This window comes from Pedobacter sp. BMA (genome assembly GCF_001027745.1).
GTDB lineage: Bacteria > Bacteroidota > Bacteroidia > Sphingobacteriales > Sphingobacteriaceae > Pedobacter.
The window spans coordinates 418,136-440,678 of the sequence record NZ_LECU01000001.1 but is presented as its reverse complement, the minus strand read 5'-3'; the positions used below and the strand labels follow the sequence as shown (position 1 = coordinate 440,678).

Genomic DNA, 22,543 nt, shown 5'->3' with positions numbered 1-22,543 from the left:
TAGATGAATATTCTCTAACTAAATAATTTACATATGAAATTGAACCTAGTTTTGGCAAAATGCGTGCTGATTAGCGGCTTTGTCTTCAGTATTTTAACCTCTTGTAAGAAGTTCGATTTAACAGATTCTAACGCAGAAAGTGTGTTTTCTGATTCACTTGCAGGTAACAAACTCGCGGCCACGGTCGCTGCTACGGCAGCTGGTATGCAAATAGAAAGTACCGCAGGTCCTGTAACCGCTAGCGAAATTGCCTCTTTTAAGTCGTATATGCTGGCGAGATCTTTTCCTGCCAACAACTGGAGTCCAACAAATGTTTGGGTTTATGGTCAAGGAGGTGGCGCACTTCAAGGGCTTGGTTTGATGTTCGAAGTGACAGAAGACCGGATACTATTAGATCATATGCTGCAATTTGCAGATAAGGCGATCACTTGTCGAAACGACATTCTTCCGGCGGCGAGTGGTGGACAACGTGTGATGTGGAATGGAAATATCGAACCTGTCTGGCCGAATACTTCCAGTACCGACCAGGCTGATGCGGCTCAAGGGGATATTGTGGGTCACATAGCCTACGCAGCTAAACTCATTCTCGCACGTCCGGCACTTTGGAATCTTACCGTAGGAAGTGGAGATCCAAATGCCTACGGAGCAACCTATCGAGCCCGGGCACTTACCTATGTAGCCCGATGTGAAGAAACAGCGGCATATATAAAAAAATATATGGTTGATTCAACAGATAATAAATTTTATTATACTACCCTTACAGGATGGACCTTCTTTCCTGGGGGTGCGCTGCCATGGAATCAACAGATGATGCTGAACAACGCATTTCAACGTCTTGCCGAGTGTCATCAGATTTTAGGGGATGCTCCTTCCAAGGTGACCGATTATGACCAACTCGTTCAAACGTCACTGAACTGGTTTTTAGCCAGTGCGGTATCAAAAACCTCTGCCTCAGGAACTCCGGTATATTTTTGGAACTATGCAATACATTCTGTTTCTACCTCTCCAGAAGACACCCCCCATGGTCGTTACGATGTTGGTGGATTTTTTCAAGCGTACCTAAGTGGAAGATATTCCGTACCACTGGCAGCCGTTCAGCGTTTTTCCAATACTGTTGTTGATGTTATGGCTCATAAAGAATCTCTTGGTTGGCCAATTTCCGGCCGTATTGACGGTACGAATAGCAATGCCGGAGGATATAGTTTTCTCCATGAGCGGTATCTTCCGATAGCCGTACGATACAATACTGATGAATGGGATTATCTCGTGAATGCTGATATTGCCTCTGGCGAGTATTCAACAAACGTGTGGATGACCGCTCACATCCTTTCAGAAAAAAACTACCGTTATTTAAACGGCATCCAAAGTGGAGTAGTATTTTATCAAAACACGAACTATGCCGGAACGGCGAGTCAGTCACTCCCTAAAGGGACTTACACTTTAGCTCAGCTCGCGGCGAAGGGCGTACCAAACGACTGGGCTTCATCGCTTCGCGTTCCCAGCGGATGGAAGGTAACCCTTTACCAGAGTGATAATTTCGCAGGTACTTCCTGGGTGCAAACTGCAGATAATGCCAGCCTGGTAGCTGTCGGTGCGAACGACTCCATGAGCTCCTGCAAAATAGAATAATGAATAACAGTTAGAACATAAACTGGGGCCTCCGTAATCAGGTTAGTTTTGATGACGGTTGGCCCTTTTTAAACATGAAGAAGTTGGGACTACACCAAGGTCCCGATAGCCTGCCTTACGAAATGGATATTTTGTTTAAGACAACTCTACAGGTTTCAAATACATGGGTGAAATTGGAAATCTGGTCTGAAAACAAAAAATAGGGATGAGTCCATTCGTAACAGGTTTGCAGCGCAGCGGTGGATGCCGCTGCGTTTTGCTTAGTTACGAAACATAAAAAACATCAACAATTGGAATACAACAGATTAAATCTTGACAGAGATTTTATGAGGCATTTACAGACTGACAAACTACGCGCCTTCAATCATATCTTCAAATTTTCATGGATGCTGCTTTACAAAAAGGCAGTCTCAAAAGTAGGTTGTCCGGTTATTGCCAAAGATTTAGTACAGGATGCTTTTGTCGTACTCTGGGGTAGAATGGATACGCTGGAGCAACAGCGTAGTGTAATCGCTCTTTTATATGCCATTCTGCGCAATAAAATATTCCATTTATACCAACATGAGCTGGTAAGGTTCAAATACGTCAATCAAACCGATTTTGCCGATAACGAATTAACAGACAGCGTGGAAGAGTTGTTCATCGCAAAAGAGCTGAAAGATTTGATTGAAACCAATATTAAGGGTTTGCCCTTACGCATGCGAATGGTTTATCAGCTAAAGCGGGAGAAAGGACTTACAATATCTGAAATTGCTGAAGACATGTCGATCTCCGAACAAACGGTAAGAAACCAGTTGCATATGGCCTATACACGATTGCGAGGAAGCCTGGAACGCTATAAGCCAGCATAACAACCTCCCGCGCAAATATGCAAATAGAAATTTAAAACTCCTATTTATAATTCTTCATCAATCCATTCAAAACGGTGTTGCTATCGGTAAAGGATTTCGGGGTTTGTTTACCATACCATGAATCTTCCCAGTTGCCATACATCACGTTGGGCAGTACAATGAATTTCTTCCCAAATTGACTTCGGTTTTCTTCTACCCATTCTTTTCGGTCTTGCTCCGCATGATTGTCGAACAAGCCTGAAAAGTCGCCAAGGTTATCGCCTAGAAGCAATCCGATTTCATAACTAGCCGCTATTTTCTCCCGGCGTGCTACTTTTGAGGAAGTCGTCTCCAGCAATAACAAATGTTCTTCATCGGCATTTGGAAAGCCAAATTTCTTCAGGTTTTCAATCGTCGCCGCTTTGTCCTGAAGGATTCTGTTGGTGACATAATAAACGGTAGCCCCTTTTGATGCCGCATACTTAAAGAATGAGGGTGCGCCCGGAACCGAGTCAGCCCGTACCTGCTTGGTCCACTGTACCCATGTTGAATCAGAATAATTTGCTTTAGCAATGGCCTGATGAATGTAGTATGGACTGTTATCCAACACCGTTTCATCAATGTCGGTCACAACAGCAAGTGGTTTTCCGGATGGCTTCCTCTCCAGTGCATCAAAGCTTAACCGGGCAAAGTTATAGGCCTGAAAAGACAGCGCGCGGTATTCTGCCGCCCGTTGTTGCCATAGGGCACCCCAGGCTGGTGCCTCCGGCATGAGCTGCAGCTGATCTTTTTGCTGCTGGGTATTCATTTTGCACGACAACACAGATATTGTGGTCATTGCGAGTAATAGTAGAGTTTTTCTCATTTTTATAATAAAAGTGGTCGATCATCATCTTTAAGGTTTACGCCGCTCAGTTTAAGCTGCAACGAGCGTACAACCAGATCTCTCAGTTTTTCTGCCGCCACATCAGGAGGGAGACCAAGGTCGCGGATATTGGAAATGCAGTTTCTTTTTTCATCAGTATAACCGGGTTGCGGCATATAGGTCATGTATGCGCCCAGGCTGTCGTAAGCACTTAGTCCCGGCCTTTCCCCAATCAGAATCACCGATAAACGGGCATTGAGGTGGTGGGCAATTTCATCCGCAATGGCCACCCTGGCTTGTTTGGCCAGTACAACAGGGGTAAAGGTAAAACCCTTGCTACTGAGCGACTCCATGAACAATGAAGTTACTTTTACGGCATTTTCATTTACAGCGAAGGCCGAAAGTCCGTCGGCAATCACGATACAGATATCTTTCTGAATACTTCTTTTATTTTGAAGTAATGCAGTGGAGTTGGCACTGAGTTTACGGCCGAAATCCGGGCGTTGCAGGTAGGTCGTCCGGTCGGTTGCGCCGCTTTCCACCATTACATGTGTGATGCCCAAACCATCAAGCGCGGTTTCGATAGCATTGACGTCCATATCGGAATACACCGCATCCTGTGCATGCGCATGGGCAAGTTTGAATTTCAGCGATTCGCTTAACGGTAACGACACACCGGTTCTCCCCAGCGCAATGCGGGCTGCCGTGAAAAGCCGCAACTCTTCCCAGAGATCTTTTATGGCAATTTCGTTTGTTTTTTCTAGCATAAACCCAGTATGGTTGAGGTTAATTCCTGGAGTTGCCTGGCTGAAGTGTGGGGCTTCGGACCGTTTGCATCAAAAAGTCCCTGATGTTGCAGCCAACGATCGAATTCAGGAGCGGGACGTTTATTCAGGATTTTACGGATGTACATGGCATCATGAAATGAAGTCGATTGATAATTCAGCATGATATCATCCGCACCCGGAACACCGATAATGAAATTGATTCCCGCAACACCAAGTAAGGTCAGCAGGTTATCCATATCATCCTGGTCTGCTGCCGCATGATTGGTATAGCAAATATCCATGCCCATCGGCAGGCCCATCAGCTTTCCGCAAAAGTGGTCTTCCAGGGCTGCTCTTGTAATCTGCTTTCCGTCAAAAAGGTATTCAGGTCCGATAAAACCGACTACTGAATTGATCAGAAGCGGATCAAAGCGGCGTGCAACGGCATACGACCGCACTTCGCAGGTTTGCTGATCTACGCCAAAATGTGAATTGGCCGAAAGCGCGCTGCCCTGGCCCGATTCAAAATACATTACCTGCTTGCCAACGGTACCGCGGTTTAATGAAAGTGCCGCCTCATGTGCCTCTTCCAGTATCGACAGGTTAATGCCGAAACTCGAATTGGCTTTCTCCGTGCCGGCAATGGACTGAAATACCAGATCAACAGGAACACCCTGTTCAATTAGTTGAATGCTGGTGGTAACGTGCGTAAGCACACAACTTTGCACCGGCATATCAAACTGTAGTCTAAGACGGTCGAGCATGTGAATGATTTCTGCAATTTTATGCGGGTTGTCGGTTGCCGGATTGATGCCAATCACCGCATCTCCGGCACCATACATTAAACCATCAATAACCCCGGCTGCAATGCCCCTTAAATCATCCAGAGGGTGGTTTGGCTGTAGTCGAACGGATAGGTGTCCTTTCAAACCGATAGTATTTCGAAATCGGGTAACCACTTCCAGTTTCTTCGCTGCCAATATCAGGTCCTGGTTTCGCATCAGTTTGGAAACTGCTGAAACCATTTCTGCCGTAAGTCCTTTTGATATCGATTCTATGGCAGCTGCACTCGCCTCGTCACTCAGTAACCAGTCGCGCAGTGCGCCCACGGTAAAGTGTTTAATAGCAGCGAAAGATTGCTGATCTTGCCCGTCGATAATCAACCGCGTGATTTCGTCGCTTTCATAGGGCACAAAATCTTCGTTCAGAAAGTTGACAAGTGGCACATCTGCCAGTGCAATCTGTGCCGCAATACGCTCTTCGGCACTTGCAGCAGCAAGCCCGGCTAATACATCACCCGATCGTAGCGGGCTCGCCTTGGCCAGCAATACCCTGAGATTTTCAAACTCATATACATAATGACCGATGGTAAACTTATAACTCATGTTGATGATGATTTTCTGCTTCTTCTATGCCTATGGAGTTGTTGCCCATTTTCTTTGAGATCAATAATACAGCAAAACAAATTACCAGCCCGATCAGGAATATACCCGAAAGTTCCGGATAACCATAAACCATCGATACCAGTGTTATGGCGGCAAGGGTAAGCGCTATAGCCGGGAAATAAGGGTAGAATGGCGCCCGGAAAGGGCGGTTCATATCCGGCTCGCTTTTCCGCAGCTTAAATAAACTTAGCATACTGATGATGTACACCACAACCGCTCCAATAGTGGAAAGAATCACCAATTTTCCGGTATCGAAAAACATAAGGGCAGAAATACCCAGTGCAGTACCTAGAAACAGCGCCACATATGGAGTTTTGCGTTTCCTGCTTACCCAGCTCAGGGCCTTGGGAAGATAGCCAGACCGGGAGAGGGCGAAAATTTGTCGCGAATAGCTGATGATAATGCCATGGAAAGATGCAATTAGTCCGAACAGTCCCACCCCGGCAAAAAGACGCGTAATTTTGCTGTCCCTGCCCAGTATAATGCCCAAAGATTCGGGTAAAGGATAATCGAGGTTGTCGAGCTCCTGCCATGGCGCAATTCCGCCCACACAAATCATCACTGCAAAAGCCAGGATAATTAAGGTGATCAAAGCGGAAATGTATCCGCGTGCGATGGCTTTGTTCCCATCTTTAACTTCTTCTGCAACCATGGCAATGCCTTCCAGGCAAACGAATAGCCAGATGGCGAAGGGAAGTGCACTGAACACGCCCCCGAGACCGAATGGCAGAGGGTTTTGTAAGAAGGTCTGCATTTTAAAATGCGGTGCGGCAATCACAATGAAAATCAGCAACTCTACAATGGCAAGTACCGTCATTACTAAAGAAAACCAGGCTGCTTCTTTTAAACCCAACAAGTTGATGCCGGTAAATACCAAAAATGAAGCAATGGATATGGCCATTGCAGGACATGACGGATATAGGAAATGAATGTAACTGCCTAAAGCCATGGATATAGCAGGGGCGGCGAACAGAAACTCCACCAGGGTAGCATAACCGGCAATTAATCCGCCTTTAACGCCAAAAGCCCTCAAAGAATAAGAAAACGGTCCGCCGGCAGAAGGAATAGCTGTCGACAGTTCGGTAAAACTGAAAATAAAAGTGATGTAGAGGATACTGATAATCACGGTAGCTAAAAGTAAACCTACCGTGCCGGCCACGCCCCAGCCATAATTCCAGCCAAAATAGTCTCCTGAAATGACCAGTCCAACGCCAATGGCCCAGAGGTGTGTAGCACTAAGTGTCTTTTTTAATGTTTGAGAATCTTTCACAAATGTTTGGTTTTTTGATATTGGTTTTTGGTATTTGTTGTCTCGCCTTTAAGTTAAGGCTTTTAAAATAAATAGTTCGCTAAAATATTTGCTAATTTCATTAATAAGGGGTGGTAATTCTCTCTATTTTGGGTGAAAATTGAGTTGTTTTCAGGAGGAATACTTGTTCTGGAGGATATTTGTTAGCTTTTTTAAGTGCAAACTGAATTGCCGTCAATACGGCTTAGAATTTCCAGTCTTTATCACCTCCATTTCTGAACTGACTGTCGTACCATCTAATTCACCTGCAAGATTATTTCCCTGCTTCCTCATTGTTTGAAATTTGTAATGAATTCTTTGAAATCCGTAATGTTTTCCTAACAATTGCCCTTTACCTTTGTTAAGGTAATTACAACAATCAAAAATATGACAACAACAAAAGGATATGCAGCTCAAAGTCCGGAGACCGATCTGGCGCCCTGGAATTTTGAGAGAAGAGAAGTAGGCCCTCATGATGTACAGTTTGAAATTCTGTTTTGTGGCGTTTGCCACTCCGACCTTCACCAGATTAAAAATGACTGGTTCCCTGGGATCTTCCCGATGGTGCCCGGCCATGAAATTGTTGGCCGCGTAGTAAAGGTAGGCGATCACGTCAAAAACTTTAAAGTGGGCGACCTGGCTGGTACAGGTTGTATGGTAGATTCCTGCCAGGTTTGCGAAAACTGTAAACAGGATCTGGAGCAATACTGCCTGGAAGGGAATACCCAAACGTACAACGGACTGGAAAGAGACGGAAAAACACCAACTTATGGTGGTTATTCGGATAGCATCGTAGTAAGGGAAGAATTTGTATTGAAAATTAAAGAAGGGGTAGATTTAGCTGCGGTTGCACCATTATTGTGTGCCGGAATCACCACTTATTCTCCACTACGCCACTGGAAAGTTGGCAAAGGCCATAAACTTGCCGTATTAGGTTTAGGTGGCTTAGGGCACATGGCTGTTAAATTTGGTGTGGCCTTCGGTGCGGAAGTAACCGTATTGAGCACCTCTCCTAAAAAAGAAGAAGATGCTAAGAAACTGGGTGCCCATCATTTTGTGGTGACCACCGATCCGGCTCAGGTAGAAGCTGCCAAAGGCACTTTCGATTTTATCCTGGATACGGTTTCTGCGGAGCACGATTTTAACATGTACCTTTCACTGTTGAGAACCAACGGAACGCACATTTGCGTAGGCGTACCACCTAAGCCGGCAGAGATCGCTGCATTCAGTTTACTGGGTGGAAGAAAGAGCCTTGCAGGTTCGGGAATCGGCGGCATCAAGGAAACACAGGAAATGTTAGATTTCTGTGCGGAAAACAATATCGTATCGGATATCGAAATGATTGACATGAAAGACATTCATACTGCCTACAAACGTATGGAAAAAGGTGATGTGCGTTACAGATTTGTAATTGACATGGCTACGTTATAAACGTTATTACATTTATAGAAAAGGGCTTCGTTGTAAAAATGGAGCCCTTTTTTTATTGCCTTTTTGAAGACGGAAAGCACTCGTGAATAAAAATCTTTTGCTACCTTCGTTAATCGTCATGATGACGTTTAAACTAACCAGATCATTACACTTATCTTCGATAACGAATAATCAATATACTGATGTGCCATGAATAACACCATAAAAACAGGCATCCTGTTTCTTTTCACGGCTTCGCTTAGCCTGAACGCTGCGGCCCAGAAAAGTATCAGGGCATTTAAGCTTACAGATGTCAGGCTAATGGAGAGTCCTTTTCTTAAAGCCGAACTGACTGATAAAGCCTATATGCTTTCCCTCAATCCCGACCGGTTACTGGCGCCTTATCTGAAAGAATCCGGATTGACGCCCAAAGCCACTTCCTATGGCAATTGGGAAAATACCGGTCTGGATGGCCATATTGGTGGGCATAACGTTTCGGCACTGGCTTTAATGTATGCCGCTACAGGTGATGCAAAAGTGAAAGAGCGGCTGGATTATATGATTGATGAACTGAGAAAGTGCCAGGACAAAAATGGAAATGGATACTTATCAGGTGTACCTGGAGGAAAGGAGATCTGGAAACAGATCAAAGTTGGTCAGATCAAGTCTTCTAGTTTTTCACTCAACGACAAATGGGTGCCACTTTACAACATTCATAAGATTTATGCAGGCCTCTACGATGCTTATGCCGTTGCAGGTAATCAGCAGGCCAAGCAAATGCTGGTTAAACTAACCGACTGGTGCGTGGACCTGGTTTCCAATCTTTCGGACCAGCAGATTCAGGAACTTTTGAAAAGTGAGCACGGGGGATTAAATGAAATATTTGCCGATGTATATATATTCACCGCCGATAAAAAGTATTTAAAGCTGGCCAGACAGTTTTCAGATCAGTCGATCCTGAAACCTTTGTTAAATGGTAAAGATGCATTGAATGGGCTTCATGCCAACACCCAGATCCCGAAGGTAATCGGTTTTGAACAGGTTGCCCTGGCCGATCACGATACCGCCTGGGCCAATGCGGCAGATTTCTTCTGGAAAACGGTGGTACAACATCGCACGGTTGCCATTGGTGGTAACAGCGTAAGGGAACATTTCCATCCGGCAAACGACTTTTCTTCCATGCTCGAATCTCGCGAAGGCCCTGAAACCTGCAACTCTTATAATATGCTGAAGCTGACCAAGCAATTGTTTTTGTCAGCACCCTCGACTCAATACCTCGATTATTACGAGCGGACTCTTTATAACCACATCCTTTCTTCACAGCGGGAAAAAGGAGGTTTTGTTTACTTTACGCCCATGCGTCCCGGGCATTACCGTACCTATTCTGCCCCGCAACAAAGCTTTTGGTGTTGTGTAGGCTCAGGCCTGGAAAACCATGGGAAGTATGGGGAACTGATCTATGCCCACGACGACCAGAATTTATATGTCAACTTATTTATTCCTTCAAAATTAAACTGGAAAGAGAAAGGCATTACGTTGGTACAGGAAACCAGCTTTCCGAATACGGAATTCACCACCTTGAAACTTGCCTTTACAGGCAGAAAAAAGTTTGCCATCCGTTTACGCCATCCGTCATGGCTGGAGAATGGGAAAATGCAGATTACCGTAAACGGAAAGCCGCAGACGGCGAAAGATCTTGGAAATGGTTATGTCAGCATCGACAGGCTTTGGTCGGGCGGTGATGCGATAAAGGTAAACCTGCCGATGCAGACCCGCACGGAGTTCATGCCCGACGGATCAGATTGGGTGGCTTTTGTACATGGTCCCATTGTTCTGGCGGCTGAATTGGATAGTTTGGGACAACCAAACCTGACCGGCGACGACAGTAGAATGGGGCATATTGCTTCAGGACCGCTATTTCCGCTTAGCGAAGCACCACTTGTTTCGGGCAACAAAGCCGATCTGGCTGCCAGCCTTAAAACCAGTGGGAAGGAGCCCCTTACCTTTACCGCCGAAAATGCCATTTATCAGCAGAAATATAAAAATTTAAAACTGGTGCCTTTTTCCAGTCTGGCTGAAAAACGTTACGTCGTGTACTTTCCCTACGCTTCAACAGCGAACTTACCCGAAAGAGCCAAAGCGATTCAGCTGGCAGAAACGGAAAAAATGAAACTGGAAAATGAAACGATCGATGTAATCAATACCGGAGAGCAGCAACCGGAGTCTGACCATGGTTTCAAAGGCGAGAAAACAGAAACGGGTACTTTTCAGGACCGCCATTATAGAAACGGAACCGGATGGTTTGCTTATACACTGAAGAATAAAGACCTAAAAGGCAAAAAGATCAGGCTTACGCTTTATGGAAAGGAAAAGAACCGAAGCTTTTCTTTACTCGTGAATGGTACGGTGATTCAGCGGATTAAGCTCGATGGGAGCAGGGGAAATGTGTTCTACACGCAGGATTTTGAAATCCCTTCAGCTAGTTTAACCAGTAATCTGGAATTGAAATTTCAGGCAGATGAAGGCTCAGCCATTCCGGGAATTTATGAAGTACGGTTAGTGAAGTAAAATTGTCCCTCAGCCAAATCAGCGCTGAGGGACAAAAAATTATTTAACCGCTTTAACTCCTTCACTTGTCATTATAATGCGTTTGATACTGCCATCCTTGTTATAGCACAAATCATCAATACAAACCGATCGGCGGTAGCTTCCGCCATCCGTATTGATCGATCCGTTATGGTAAATGAAATAGGATTTGCCTTTAAAATCAATAATGGCCTGATGGTTGGTATTGGAGTTTCCGGCAACTTCATTTAAAATGCCCTTATAAGTCCATGGGCCGTTTACATTTTTGCTCATTGCATATACAATCTTCTCCGGAAATCCGGAAGCGTAAGAAAGGTAATACCAGCCTTTGCGTTTGTGTATCCATGGGGCCTCCGTAAACTCAGGAACATCCACCACCTGAATCGGGCCATCAAGTTCGATCATGTTCTTTTTCAGTTTGGCATAATAACAGCGCTGGTTGCCCCAGAATAAATAGGCCTGACCATCATCATCAATGATGACAGTAGGATCGATGTCATCCCAGCTGATTTTTACGGCTGTGGTCATATCGTTTGTAATCAGTGCTTTTCCAAGGGCATCTTTAAAAGGACCGCGTGGGTTATCTGCAACCGCCACACCAATCGACTTACCATGGATAGACCCATGCGAAATGGCCACATACCAGTAAAATTTACCATCGCGTTCAATCACCTGCGATGCCCAGGCATCGTCGCTTGCCCATGCAAAGCTTTTTGCATTTAAAGGCGATGGATGTTCTTTCCAGTTCACCATGTCTGCAGAGGAATAGCATAACCATTCATGCATTTCATAGCGTTCTTTGCCTTTCGGTGGAACATCGTGGCCCGTGTATAAATAAACCGAATCACCATATACAAATGCAGCCGGATCGGCAGTGTATTTATCCGTGATGATGGGGTTGCCTTTTGCGGTAATGATTTTCTGCTGGGCCTGCAAAGAAAAGACGCAGCCTGAAATGCCTAAAATCGATAAGATCAGTTTCTTCATATTATTGTGTTTGTAATTTGGCCAGCTCTTTTTTAGTAATGGTCAGGATAGTGCCGTGTCTTAGTCCTTTCGGCAAGGAAATCTGATCCGATACATCTTTCCAGTCTTTTAAATCGGATGAGATGATCGCCCCATACCGGTGATCCCGGTATTTGTCGAAATAAACCATCCAGTCTTTACCTATCCGGAGTGTTGTGGGTCCTTCAGCCCAGTATTGCCCCGTAATGGGTTCGCTGGCTTTGGTATAGGGACCTGTCAACTCATCCGACCAGGCAATTTTCAAATTCTTTTGTGCAGGTTCGCGGGTTTCATCTTTCAGGAACATCACGAACTGTTTGCCGTTCTGTACAATAGTGGCATCAATCACGTTGAAACCGGGATCGTAAAGTAATTTAGTGTCAGAAAAGGTTTTAAAGTCTTTGGTCGTTACATAGTACATCCGGTGGTTATAGCCATCTTCCAGCGCTGAGGCCGTTTCGGCAAATTTGCCGGTAATGGTACTGGCCCAGTAAATCATATACGTTTTGGTTTTGGCGTCGTAAGTAATTTCAGGTGCCCAGGTATTCCGCGCGCCATCCTCTTTTGCCATTACCGGTAAAAACTGTTGTTCGCTCCAGTTGATCAGGTCTTTGGAACTGGCATAGCCAATTCCTTTATCTTTCCAGCTCACGGTCCACACCATGTGAAATAATCCGTCGGCGCCGCGAATGATGCAGGGGTCTCGCATCAGCTTATCCTTGCTTACGGTGGGTTTCAAAAAGGATGAATCGTTTTTGAGTGCTTTCCATTCATAGGCATTGGTACTGTAGGCCAGATGCAGCCCATCCTGTCCGTTGTTTTTAAAGTAGGCAAACAGGTAAACGCTGTTTTTTTGTGCTATAGCGGTCAGGCAAAAGCCAGATAGCAGTAGGAATATGCAGATTAGCTTTTTCATCAATAATGCATTATTTGAGTTCCAATACAACAACAGATTGCGCCGGGAGCTCTACTTTCAGGTTGTTTCCTGATTTTTTCGCGCCGCTGAATTTCGTGATGTGCACTTTATTGGCCTCGGTAAAGGAATTGACATCAGTCAGCTTTGCTGAAGTCAGTATTTGTCCGCTTACGGTTTTCCATTTCAGTTCGCCTAATTCGGTATCCAGGGAAATTTTGTGCTTAGGATCGAGGTTAACCAGCGAAATGTGAACGGCACCAGTCGAATCCTGGGAAGCTGAAACATTAAGGGAAGGAATTTTTTTATCTCCCAAAGTATAATCCGGACTGCTGAAACTAATCGGCAGGTATTTGGCATCCATATGTACTTTGTACAAATCGAAAACGTGGTAAGTAGGGGTAAGCACCATCTTATCTTTTTCAGTTAGAATAACAGCCTGCAAAACATTTACGGTTTGGGCCAGGTTAGCCATCCGAACCCGGTCGGAGTGGTTATTGAAAATGTTCAGGGTAGTGCCTGCAATCAAGGCATCGCGTAAACTGTTCTGCTGATACAGAAATCCCGGATTGGTGCCGGGTTCTACATCAGTCCAGATGCCCCATTCATCCACAATCAAAGCCACTTTCTTTTTTGGATCATATTTATCCATAATGGCCGAATGTTTAGTTACGATTTCTTCCATGCGCAAACAGTTTTTCATGGTGTTGAAATACTGCTCTTCATCAAACTGGGTGGCAGAACCTTTGCTTTTCCAGTTTCCTGTAGGAAGTGTGTAGTAGTGAAGCGTTAAGCCCCACATGCGGCCGGCACCGATGTTTTTCATGCAGGTTTCTGTCCAGCGATAATCATCAGCATTCGCGCCACTCGCAATTCTTTTTAAAGGCGCCCCGGCATAGTCGCGGGCATAAGTGGCATACCTTCGGTATAGATCGCTGTAATATTCGGGTGTCATGTTTCCTCCACATCCCCAGCTTTCGTTTCCTACTCCCCAGAAGGAAACTTTCCAGGGCTTTTCCATCCCGTTTTGTTTCCTGATGGCGGTCATCGGACTGGTACCGTCGAAATTCAGGTATTCTACCCACTTCGCCATTTCTTCTACCGTTCCGCTCCCTACGTTTCCGGCGATATAAGGTTCGCAGTTTAACATTTGGCACAGTTCCAGGAACTCATGAGTACCAAAGCTATTGTCTTCAGTTACGCCTCCCCAGTTGGTATTGATCATCTTCGGGCGTTGATTTCTTGGCCCGATTCCATCCCTCCAGTGGTATTCATCGGCAAAGCAACCACCCGGCCAGCGCAGGTTGGGAACCTTTATTTTTTTCAAGGCCTCTACTACATCCAGTCTGATCCTGCCTTTATTAGGGATAGCCGAATTCTCATCCACCCAGAATCCATCGTAAATGCAACGACCAAGGTGTTCGGAAAAATGCCCGTAAATGTGCTTGCTTACTGTTTGTTCTCCGGCAGGTTTAATGTTCAGCACAGTAGTCTGCGCATCCGCCAGCAATCCACTGCAAAGCAGCGAAAGGGAGAGGACTAATTTTTTTATCATATGGTTTATTGGTGTGTGGTTCGTTTTTTAATTCAACGGTATTCTGATCACATTAAATGAATAAGGCTTCAGGTCCATATTCAGTTTTTTCCCTTTTAAAGCCACTGCTGATAATTTCGGGCTCACCGCCTTGGGCTGATCGAATGAGTTAAGCTGATCAAGATTGGAACTGGCCAGTTCTTCCAGTGTACCTTTGCTTTTCAGTCTGGTTTGGCCATCAAGTGCAAAATCAACCGCTTTATGCTGATTTGAATTATTCGCGATTTTAATGATCAGCTCCTTCTTGTTTTTATCCAGTACAGAGGAGGCATACAAGCCGTCTTGTCCGGTAATGTTTTTGTCATCCAGCGTAATGGAAACCACATCCGTTCCCCGGTTGGTGGAGAATAGCTTCTGAACATAGTAATCGGGTGTACCGTACACATTTAGGTTATCTACCCAGATCATATCCGGAGCCCATTGCCAGCCATCAATATGGGCAAACAAAGGGGCATAGGATGCCATTTGAACCACATCGGCATTGCGCTCTAAGCCCGTCATTAATGAAGCTGCCGCCAGCGCACTTTCCCAGTTGTTGCGGTTGCTACCCACATGGTTTTTATCTGCGTGTACAGCATATTCGCCTACAAATACTTTCGATTCATTTCTTGGATAGTTATCATAACGGCCTGCATTTTTCAAAAACCAGTCGGCCGGACGATAGTAATGTTCATCGATAAAATCAGCCTTGTTTGCTCTTAGTGAGGTGTTCAGCAAGTTGAACCGATCGCCTTCAGGATCGGTGCCGGAGCTATTGATAATTTTAAAATCAGGATATTTTGCTTTGATGGCTTTGGTGAAAATAGCCAGACGCTCCAGGTATTGCACTCCCCAGTTTTCGTTTCCAACACCCATCATTTTCAGGTTGAAGGGTTTTGGGTGCCCAAGCTCAGCACGCTTTTTACCCCAGGTGGTATTCACATCGCCGTTCGCAAACTCAATGAGGTCGAGCGCATCCTGCACATAAGGACCAAGCTCATCGAGTGCAACTACTTCGGCCGTGTTAAACTGGCAGGCCATTCCACAATTTAAAATGGGTAAGGCATCGGCACCAATATCTTCGGAGAGCTGAAAATATTCAAAAAATCCAAGCCCGAATGTCTGGTAATAATCGGGTGCCGAACGGTAAGAGAATTCTGTATTCCACCTGTTGATCATTAGTTTTCGGTCTTCAATAGGGCCAATGGTATTTTTCCACTGATAGCGGTTAGCCAGGTCGGTTCCCTCTACAATACAGCCTCCGGGAAAACGGATAAATCCAGGTTTCATGTCGGCAAGTAGCTGAACCATATCTGCCCGTAAACCCTGTGGACGGTTTTTCCAGGTATCGCCGGGGAATAAAGAAATCATATCCAGATCAACTTTTCCTTTCCCCTGAAACAGGATGGAGAACTTAGCCTTCGGATTGGTTTCGGTTGCCACAAAGCTGGCCGTTTGTTTTTGCCAGTCCTTTCCCTGCCCGGTAAAGGTAACTGCACCCTGACCGATAATTTTCTGGTCTGGATCTTTAAGCAAAAGCACCATCTTTACTCCAGGCTCCAGCTGACGGTACATAACAGAAAAATCGTAACGCACACCCTTTTTCACGCCAATCCCTTTAAAGCCCTCGTTAATCAGTTCAAAATCGTCGGTAAGCTTGCTAACCTGTAAATAGCGTGGATTGGTGGTGTTTTCTTCCTTACGGTTCACCACCAGCACTTCACCTTCCTGCGGTCTCTTTCTCGAAACCGTCCAGCCCATTAAAGGTTTAGCAAATTCAAAGGATCTGTTTTTGATCAGTTCGGCATAAATCCCGCCGTCAGCGCCAAAGTTAATGTCTTCAAAAAATACACCCCACATGTTGGGTTGAACTTTGGCAATTGGCTGATCCAGCTTAATTTTGATGATTTTTGCTTCCTGAGCCTGGAGAAGGGAAGGGAATGGAAGCACGCTCAAACTGCAGGCCAGGCCTGTAAACAGCACACTTTTGAATGGTCGGTTTAATTTCATTAAGTTTTAATATTTGGTCGATACTATTTGTAAAAGTAAAATATTTAAGAGAATAAACGTCATCTGTACGATTATTTATTTGTAATAAATTTATATACAATATTATCCTGCGCCAGCTCCTCTTTCAGGATACCACAGGACGCCAATTGTTGTTTTTTTACTAAGTTAGCAGGCTGGCAGGTATTAAACGAGAAATATTATGCCTGTTAGTAACCAGATATTATCCACGAGCATGAAAGTTAAGATTAGTTTTTTTCTATTGGTACTGTTATACAATATTGCGGCAATGGCGCAAACCAAAACCCCGGATTGGGTAGCAAAAGTTGGCAACAGAAATACAAAGTATAAAAGCACCACCTTCCAGGTCGGCAAGTACGGTGCTTTGGGTGATGGAAAAACCCTGAATACCCTAGCCATACAAAAGGCGATCGACGATTGTGCCGCCAAAGGTGGAGGAATCGTAACTTTTAAACCTGGCAAATACCTTACCGGATCGCTGTTTATAAAAAAGGGGGTAAACCTGAATATCGGAACAGGTGTGGAAATACTGGGCAGCCAGGATATTAAAGATTACCCTGAAATTGATACCAGGGTGGCGGGAATTGAAATGAAGTGGCCGGCTGCATTGATTAATATTATCGGTCAGCAAAGCGCATCCATTTCAGGTAGCGGCCTGATTAATGCACAGGGAAAAGTTTTCTGGGATTACTACTGGAACCTGAGAAAAGAATATGAACCCAAAGGCCTGCGCTGGATAGTGGACTACGATGCCAAACGCCCCAGAACAATTCTGATTGCAGAATCTTCAGATATCGTGTTAAAGGAGGTAAATATTCAACAGGCCGGATTCTGGACGGTTCAGGTAATGTATTCATCTTATGTAACGGTCGATAAAGTCACCATCAGAAATAATGTAGACGGGCACGGACCAAGTACCGATGGGATTGACATAGATTCTTCCACATGGGTGTTGGTTCAGAATTGCGACATTGATTGTAATGACGACAATTTCTGCTTAAAAGCGGGCCGCGACTGGGATGGTCTGCGAGTGAATAAGCCAACAGAATATGTGGTGATCAGAAATAGTATTGCCCGAAAAGGCGCCGGATTGCTTACCCTCGGCAGCGAAACTTCAGGTGGCATCCGCCATGTATGGGCAACAGATTTAACAGGTTATGATACCGGAAATGCACTGAATATTAAGTCGGCCACCATCAGGGGCGGCACCGTGGAAGATGTTTATTTCCGCAACATCACCATGCATGGCGTTGGAAATGTATTGCAGGTCAACCCAAACTGGAATCCCGCTTACAGCTATTCTACCTTACCGCCCGCTTACAACATCAATGAAGTTCCTTTACACTGGAAAAAGATGCTTACCCATGTCGAACCTAAAGAGAAAGGCATTCCTAAAATCCAGAACATCAATTTGTTCAACATCAAGGCAACAGGTGCAAAGAAGGCCATCAATGCCATTGGCTTAGCTGAATCTACGCTTAAAAACTTCAGCTTATCGCAGCTGGCAATAGAAACCGCAAACGCCGGAGCACTTGATTATTGCGCAGGGTGGAAATTCTACGATGTTAACATCAAAGCAGCAGATGGTAAAGCATTAAGCGTAACGAATTCAACGGACATAAAACTCCCTTAATGGTAACTTTTACATAGATGTTCGGTCACTGTACATGCACCAGGCGGGTTATAATTGAACTGTATGATCTTAACCTTCCAATTGCAGGATACCACAGGATGCGCGTTAAAAATTTACTCTCTAAATTGGCCATTGATCAATCCTTTTCCCAAAAGTAAGATCAAACTAACCAATTAAATTTATGAGATCCATTGTTATTCATCAATTTTTGTTGATGATCAGCTTATATATAGCAATATACCGGCCTGAAAAAACTGGACTTTTAAAAGCAATTCAGTTTAAAACCAAAACCGAACGCAATGAAGATGAATAAACTATGTCTTTTTGCTTTGATGATGCAGTGTGCGCTTTATGCTGTTGCACAACAGAACCCTAAACCGGCAACTGCTGCACCACAAACCATGAAATTGTTTTTTGAGAAGGTTTACCTGCAAACCGACCGGAGTTATTACAACACGGGTGAAGACCTGTGGTTTAGTGCTTACCTTAGCAATGCCAAAAGTACCAGTTTAACCTCAACCAGTAACAACTTGTACGTAGAGCTGATCTCGGCAAAAGCCGGCATGATCGACAACAAGATCATCCGGCTCGATAAGGGGCTGGGTAAAGGGGACTTCAAATTAAAGGATTCTATCCCATCAGGATGGTATAACATCCGTGCTTATACCAACTGGATGAGGAACTTCGGTGATGACTTTATCTTTCAAAAACGCATTTACATCAGCAACAACCTGGCTGAAAACGCCAGCTATACTACCCGAACGGCCGGTCAGACCGCCACTACTGAAAAACCAGGCAAATCAATAGCCTTTTTCCCTGAAGGCGGTGCACTGGTAGAAGGGCTTACCAGTATCGTTGCGTTTAAAACCAACGACCAGTCGGGTAATGGAATAAAAGCCAAAGGGAGTGTAATTTCCTTAAAAGGAGATACCATCACCAGTTTTCAGTGTACTGATGCCGGCCTCGGGATATTTGCATTCGTACCAAAAGCAGGTGAAACTTATCAGGTATCAGGATATTATGGTACAGAGAAATTCAGCTCAGCATTGCCTGCGATCTTAAAAAAAGGTATGGTGTTGCATGTTGTAAGCGACTCCACCAGCATCAAAGCCTCCATCGGTACCAGCGAGGAATCATTTAAAGAATTAGCTGGGAAATCTGTATCCATCCTCATCAAACATGGGGGTGATAATATATATACCGGTGCATTCAATATCACCAAACCAACGGTTTCCGTTACGATACCTACAAAAGATTTCACTCAGGGCGTTGCCATTATCACCTTGGTTGATCAGCTGGGAAGGCCCAATTGCGAGCGCCTGGTTTTTATCAATGGCGACAATAAAGCCATGCTTTCCATTAAACCCGACAAAACTGCTTATAAACCGAGGGAAAAAGTAACCTTAAATATCAAAGCTACAGATGCAATTGGTTTGCCGGCCAGAACCTCATTGTCGCTGGCTGCGGCAGATGCCCTTTTGCCGGATGACGGCGGCAACCTGATCTCTTATCTGTTGCTCCAGTCGGAAGTGAAAGGGGACATCAAAAATGCAGCACAGTATTTTGACCCGAACAACCCCTCGCGTTTAAAACAGCTCGATCTTTTATTGTTAACCCAGGGCTGGAGGGATTATTTGTGGCGGAGAATAGCAGATTCAACCGTACATGTGAGTTACCTGCCTGAAGCAGGCTTAGTAATAAAAGGTACCGTAAGAGAAAAGGTGGGCAGTAAAATGCTTCCTGATATGAATATTACCTTGTTTGGCTCAAACTTTAGCGGCGACAAATTATTCAGCACCAAAACCGATCAGAATGGGCAATTCTTTCTCGACGGACTGAAATGGTATGGCAATCAGGCTATCAAACTGTCTTCGAAAGATGCTAAAGGTAAAAAGGGGGGATGGTTGCAAATCGATACCGTGGCTAAACCTCCGGTATCAGCATTTTTAAAAGGCGACCAGGTGGTGCAACCCGCCATACAGGCAGAAATGAGCAAAAGATTCGACTATAACCGTAAATATAAATTTGGGGATTCTATCACGCTAAAGGATGTAGATATTAAAGCCAATAAAAGTAGAAATGTACAAATGTTCGACCAGACACTGATGACCTTTGGCTATCCGGAGCAAATATTGGATGTCAAACCGGCAGACTACAGCTATCAGAGCCTGGAACATTTCCTACTCACTAAAGTGAACGGGGCGCAACCTGTTGATGATTCCGATTCCATAGGAAACGAGGGAGTTACTTTTATTTCCAATGGAAAGAAAATCCGTCCGAGAATTAAGGTGAATAACCGCGAAGAACTCGTGGCTGAACGTCTGGATTACTACAGCTTAACGATGGATCAGATCACTCAGGTAAAAGTACAGCACCTGGTTGATATGTATTCGAAAGATGTCTTTGTCATTAGTCTGAATGTTAAAGACGGTGCACTGGCGGGAGGAGCCAACCTCAACCTGATCAATACAAACTTAACCGGCTATTACACCGCCAGAGATTTTTATTCTCCTAACTACAGCACAGCTGCCAGTCCAAACAAAGATTTACGCACCACCATTTTCTGGTCGCCATTAATCAAAACTAACGAAAAAGGGGAGGCACAGGTCAGCTTTTACAACGGTGATAACCCGACCAGAATCAATATTAAAACAGATGGTATCACCGATAAAGGAACAGCCTTATCTGCAAAAGCAACCTATACCGTTCAATAACGAAAACATGACTAAAGGATTCCGCTATTTATTGATAATATACATCGCTGTGGCCACTCAGGCTGCCTTTGGCCAACGGCAAATGGAAAAACTTGACCGCGGCCTGGTAGCGGTACGGTATGCACCAGATTCCGTTTTTCTCAGCTGGCGCATATCCGGAACCGAACCCGACGATATTGCTTTTAATCTTTACCGTATAGCAGCTGGTGAACCGGTTAAAAAGTTAAATACAATTCCTTTAGTGAAAGGGACAAACTTTGTAGATGTTACTGCAACAAGTGTTCATGACAATCATTACGAAGTAAAAGCCATCCTGAATGGGAAAGAAGAGTCAGCCGGCAAACCCTTTACGCTTAAAGCCAATACAGCGGTTCAGCAATACCTGAACATTCCCCTTCGCACCCCAGCCGGATACACGCCTAACGATGCGTCTGCAGGCGACCTGGATGGCGACGGTGAATACGAAATTATTCTCCACCAAACGGGAAGAAGCCGGGATAATTCTTCAAATGGCATTACCGATCCGCCCATATTTCAGGCTTACAAAATCAACGGAACCTTTTTATGGGAAATCAATCTGGGCAAGAACATCAGGGAAGGGGCACATTATACCCAGTTTATAGTGTACGACCTCGACGGGGATGGTATTGCTGAATTTGCCTGCAAAACTGCCGATGGTACCATCGATGGAAAAGGAAAGGTGATCGGCGATTCGACAAAAGATTACCGGAATAACAACGGCAAGATATTGAGCGGCCCCGAATTCTTCACCATCTTCAGCGGGAGAACCGGTGAAGCCCTGGCGACGACAGATTATATCCCTTCACGTGGTGATCTGGGTGCATGGGGTGGAAAAGGAGGGAATGGCAAAAATGACAATACCGGTAACCGCGCCGACCGCTTTAACGCCTGCGTGGCCTACCTGGATGGCCTACACCCCAGTGTGGTGATGTGCCGCGGTTATTATGGACGTACAGTGCTGGCGGCTTGGGACTGGCAAAACGGGAAACTCACTTCACGCTGGGTATTTGATTCTAAAGACGGTAAGAATCCGTTCTCAGGTCAGGGAAACCATAACCTTACCGTAGCAGATGTAGATGGCGACGGCAAAGATGAAATCATATACGGTTCAATGTGTGTGGATGATAATGGAAAAGGTTTATATACCACTGGCTTAAGACATGGTGATGCGCTTCACGTGTCGGATCTGGATCCTGAACGCCCGGGTCTCGAAGTTTTTGGTGTTCATGAAATAGAAGAAGGGACCAAGGGGCCGGGTGCCGCAGTTTATGATGCCCGTACCGGAGAAATTCTATGGCATGGTTCTGAAGATGAAGATGTAGGCAGGGGTGTAGCAGATAATATTGATCACACCCGATATGGTGCACAAATGTGGTGGTCGGGCTCAAATGGACTATTCGACATCAAAGGAAACAGAATTGGCGAACAACCACGCTCCACCAATTTCCTGATTTACTGGGATGGTGATTTATCACGCGAATTGCTGGATGGTAACCACATCGATAAATACAACGGCGGAAGGTTACTCACCGCCAACGGCGCCATCGCCAACAACTGGACAAAATCTACACCTGCCCTGAGTGCCGATATTTTCGGCGACTGGCGCGAAGAGCTTATCCTCAGGTCTTACGATAACCAGAGTTTACGAATTTACACCACCACCATTCCAACAGATCACCGCAATTATACATTAATGCACGATCCACAATATCGCTTGAGCATTGCCTGGCAGAACGACGGCTATAACCAGCCGCCACATACGGGCTTTTATTTTGGCCATGGCATGAAGAAAGCACCGAAACCAAATATCAAACTTGTTGAACCTCAGAAATAAAA

General features: G+C 45.0%; 15 protein-coding genes. 7 read left to right on the top strand and 8 right to left on the bottom strand.

Features of this window, described 5'->3' with window-relative positions:
• Window positions 1–33 precede the first annotated feature (33 nt).
• Window positions 34–1,629, top strand: coding sequence for a hypothetical protein (locus AB669_RS01695; RefSeq protein ID WP_047797526.1), 1,596 nt, complete (start codon window positions 34–36; stop codon window positions 1,627–1,629).
• A 326-nt stretch (window positions 1,630–1,955) separates the two neighbouring features.
• Complete coding sequence (locus AB669_RS01690; RefSeq protein WP_156166625.1) at window positions 1,956–2,480, top strand: RNA polymerase sigma factor; 525 nt, start codon at window positions 1,956–1,958, stop codon at window positions 2,478–2,480.
• Window positions 2,481–2,520: 40 nt separating this feature from the next.
• Here AB669_RS01690 and AB669_RS01685 read toward each other — a convergent pair whose 3' ends face one another.
• From AB669_RS01685 to eat, 4 genes are read right to left on the bottom strand one after another with little or no spacing between them, the layout of a single operon-like run.
• On the bottom strand, window positions 2,521–3,324 hold the full coding sequence (locus tag AB669_RS01685; protein ID WP_047797524.1) for a 5'-nucleotidase, lipoprotein e(P4) family: 804 nt from the start codon (window positions 3,322–3,324) through the stop codon (window positions 2,521–2,523).
• Window positions 3,325–3,326: 2 nt separating this feature from the next.
• Complete coding sequence (eutC, locus tag AB669_RS01680) at window positions 3,327–4,091, bottom strand: ethanolamine ammonia-lyase subunit EutC (RefSeq protein WP_047797523.1); 765 nt, start codon at window positions 4,089–4,091, stop codon at window positions 3,327–3,329.
• Window positions 4,085–5,476 carry an ethanolamine ammonia-lyase subunit EutB gene (locus AB669_RS01675; RefSeq protein ID WP_047797522.1) on the bottom strand — a complete coding sequence of 464 codons (1,392 nt, stop codon included), beginning with the start codon at window positions 5,474–5,476 and terminating at the stop codon, window positions 4,085–4,087. Before AB669_RS01675 ends, eutC begins: the two co-directional genes overlap by 7 nt.
• Window positions 5,466–6,806: an ethanolamine permease gene (gene eat / locus AB669_RS01670; RefSeq protein ID WP_047797521.1), complete on the bottom strand. Its 1,341-nt coding sequence runs from the start codon at window positions 6,804–6,806 to the stop codon at window positions 5,466–5,468. The genes AB669_RS01675 and eat overlap by 11 nt, the downstream gene beginning before the upstream one ends.
• A 405-nt stretch (window positions 6,807–7,211) precedes the next feature.
• On the opposite strand from eat, the gene AB669_RS01665 reads away from it, so the two are divergent.
• Window positions 7,212–8,255, top strand: a complete 1,044-nt coding sequence (locus AB669_RS01665) for an NAD(P)-dependent alcohol dehydrogenase (RefSeq protein ID WP_047797718.1) — start codon at window positions 7,212–7,214, stop codon at window positions 8,253–8,255.
• 189 nt (window positions 8,256–8,444) lie between these two features.
• The gene (locus tag AB669_RS01660; RefSeq protein WP_053058208.1) at window positions 8,445–10,802 is read left to right on the top strand and encodes a glycoside hydrolase family 127 protein; all 2,358 of its coding nucleotides are present in this window, start codon (window positions 8,445–8,447) and stop codon (window positions 10,800–10,802) included.
• 39 nt (window positions 10,803–10,841) lie between these two features.
• Here AB669_RS01660 and AB669_RS01655 read toward each other — a convergent pair whose 3' ends face one another.
• From AB669_RS01655 to AB669_RS01640, 4 genes are read right to left on the bottom strand one after another with little or no spacing between them, the layout of a single operon-like run.
• Window positions 10,842–11,807: a glycoside hydrolase family 43 protein gene (locus tag AB669_RS01655; RefSeq protein ID WP_047797520.1), complete on the bottom strand. Its 966-nt coding sequence runs from the start codon at window positions 11,805–11,807 to the stop codon at window positions 10,842–10,844.
• 1 nt (window position 11,808) lies between these two features.
• Window positions 11,809–12,741 (bottom strand): glycoside hydrolase family 43 protein, encoded by a 933-nt coding sequence (locus AB669_RS01650; protein WP_047797519.1) that lies wholly within the window; start codon window positions 12,739–12,741, stop codon window positions 11,809–11,811.
• A 10-nt stretch (window positions 12,742–12,751) separates the two neighbouring features.
• Window positions 12,752–14,293 (bottom strand): alpha-N-arabinofuranosidase, encoded by a 1,542-nt coding sequence (locus tag AB669_RS01645; RefSeq protein WP_047797518.1) that lies wholly within the window; start codon window positions 14,291–14,293, stop codon window positions 12,752–12,754.
• 27 nt (window positions 14,294–14,320) lie between these two features.
• On the bottom strand, window positions 14,321–16,321 hold the full coding sequence (locus AB669_RS01640) for an alpha-L-arabinofuranosidase C-terminal domain-containing protein (RefSeq protein WP_082120557.1): 2,001 nt from the start codon (window positions 16,319–16,321) through the stop codon (window positions 14,321–14,323).
• A gap of 232 nt (window positions 16,322–16,553) precedes the next feature.
• Between AB669_RS01640 and AB669_RS01635 the strand changes: the two genes are divergently transcribed.
• The 3 genes from AB669_RS01635 to AB669_RS01625 all read left to right on the top strand — a co-directional run bounded on the left by AB669_RS01635 (window position 16,554) and on the right by AB669_RS01625 (window position 22,541).
• Entirely contained in the window at window positions 16,554–17,972 is a 1,419-nt protein-coding gene (locus tag AB669_RS01635) for a glycoside hydrolase family 28 protein (protein WP_047797517.1), read from the top strand.
• Window positions 17,973–18,277: 305 nt separating this feature from the next.
• Window positions 18,278–20,686, top strand: coding sequence for a hypothetical protein (locus AB669_RS01630; protein WP_047797516.1), 2,409 nt, complete (start codon window positions 18,278–18,280; stop codon window positions 20,684–20,686).
• The gene (locus tag AB669_RS01625; protein ID WP_304413468.1) at window positions 20,628–22,541 is read left to right on the top strand and encodes a rhamnogalacturonan lyase; all 1,914 of its coding nucleotides are present in this window, start codon (window positions 20,628–20,630) and stop codon (window positions 22,539–22,541) included. Before AB669_RS01630 ends, AB669_RS01625 begins: the two co-directional genes overlap by 59 nt.
• Window positions 22,542–22,543 lie beyond the last annotated feature (2 nt).

Excerpts from the sequence above, each read along its gene's own strand:
- AB669_RS01625 (WP_304413468.1), top strand. The coding sequence starts at position 20,628 with ATGGTATCACCGATAAAGGAACAGCCTTATCTGCAAAAGCAACCTATA.
- AB669_RS01630 (WP_047797516.1), top strand. The coding sequence starts at position 18,278 with ATGAATAAACTATGTCTTTTTGCTTTGATGATGCAGTGTGCGCTTTAT.
- AB669_RS01660 (WP_053058208.1), top strand. The coding sequence starts at position 8,445 with ATGAATAACACCATAAAAACAGGCATCCTGTTTCTTTTCACGGCTTCG.
- AB669_RS01635 (WP_047797517.1), top strand. The coding sequence starts at position 16,554 with ATGAAAGTTAAGATTAGTTTTTTTCTATTGGTACTGTTATACAATATT.
- AB669_RS01685 (WP_047797524.1), bottom strand. The coding sequence starts at position 3,324 with ATGAGAAAAACTCTACTATTACTCGCAATGACCACAATATCTGTGTTG.
- eutC (WP_047797523.1), bottom strand. The coding sequence starts at position 4,091 with ATGCTAGAAAAAACAAACGAAATTGCCATAAAAGATCTCTGGGAAGAG.
- AB669_RS01665 (WP_047797718.1), top strand. The coding sequence starts at position 7,212 with ATGACAACAACAAAAGGATATGCAGCTCAAAGTCCGGAGACCGATCTG.
- AB669_RS01695 (WP_047797526.1), top strand. The coding sequence starts at position 34 with ATGAAATTGAACCTAGTTTTGGCAAAATGCGTGCTGATTAGCGGCTTT.
- AB669_RS01645 (WP_047797518.1), bottom strand. The coding sequence starts at position 14,293 with ATGATAAAAAAATTAGTCCTCTCCCTTTCGCTGCTTTGCAGTGGATTG.
- AB669_RS01655 (WP_047797520.1), bottom strand. The coding sequence starts at position 11,807 with ATGAAGAAACTGATCTTATCGATTTTAGGCATTTCAGGCTGCGTCTTT.
- AB669_RS01675 (WP_047797522.1), bottom strand. The coding sequence starts at position 5,476 with ATGAGTTATAAGTTTACCATCGGTCATTATGTATATGAGTTTGAAAAT.
- AB669_RS01650 (WP_047797519.1), bottom strand. The coding sequence starts at position 12,741 with ATGAAAAAGCTAATCTGCATATTCCTACTGCTATCTGGCTTTTGCCTG.
- AB669_RS01690 (WP_156166625.1), top strand. The coding sequence starts at position 1,956 with ATGAGGCATTTACAGACTGACAAACTACGCGCCTTCAATCATATCTTC.
- AB669_RS01640 (WP_082120557.1), bottom strand. The coding sequence starts at position 16,321 with ATGAAATTAAACCGACCATTCAAAAGTGTGCTGTTTACAGGCCTGGCC.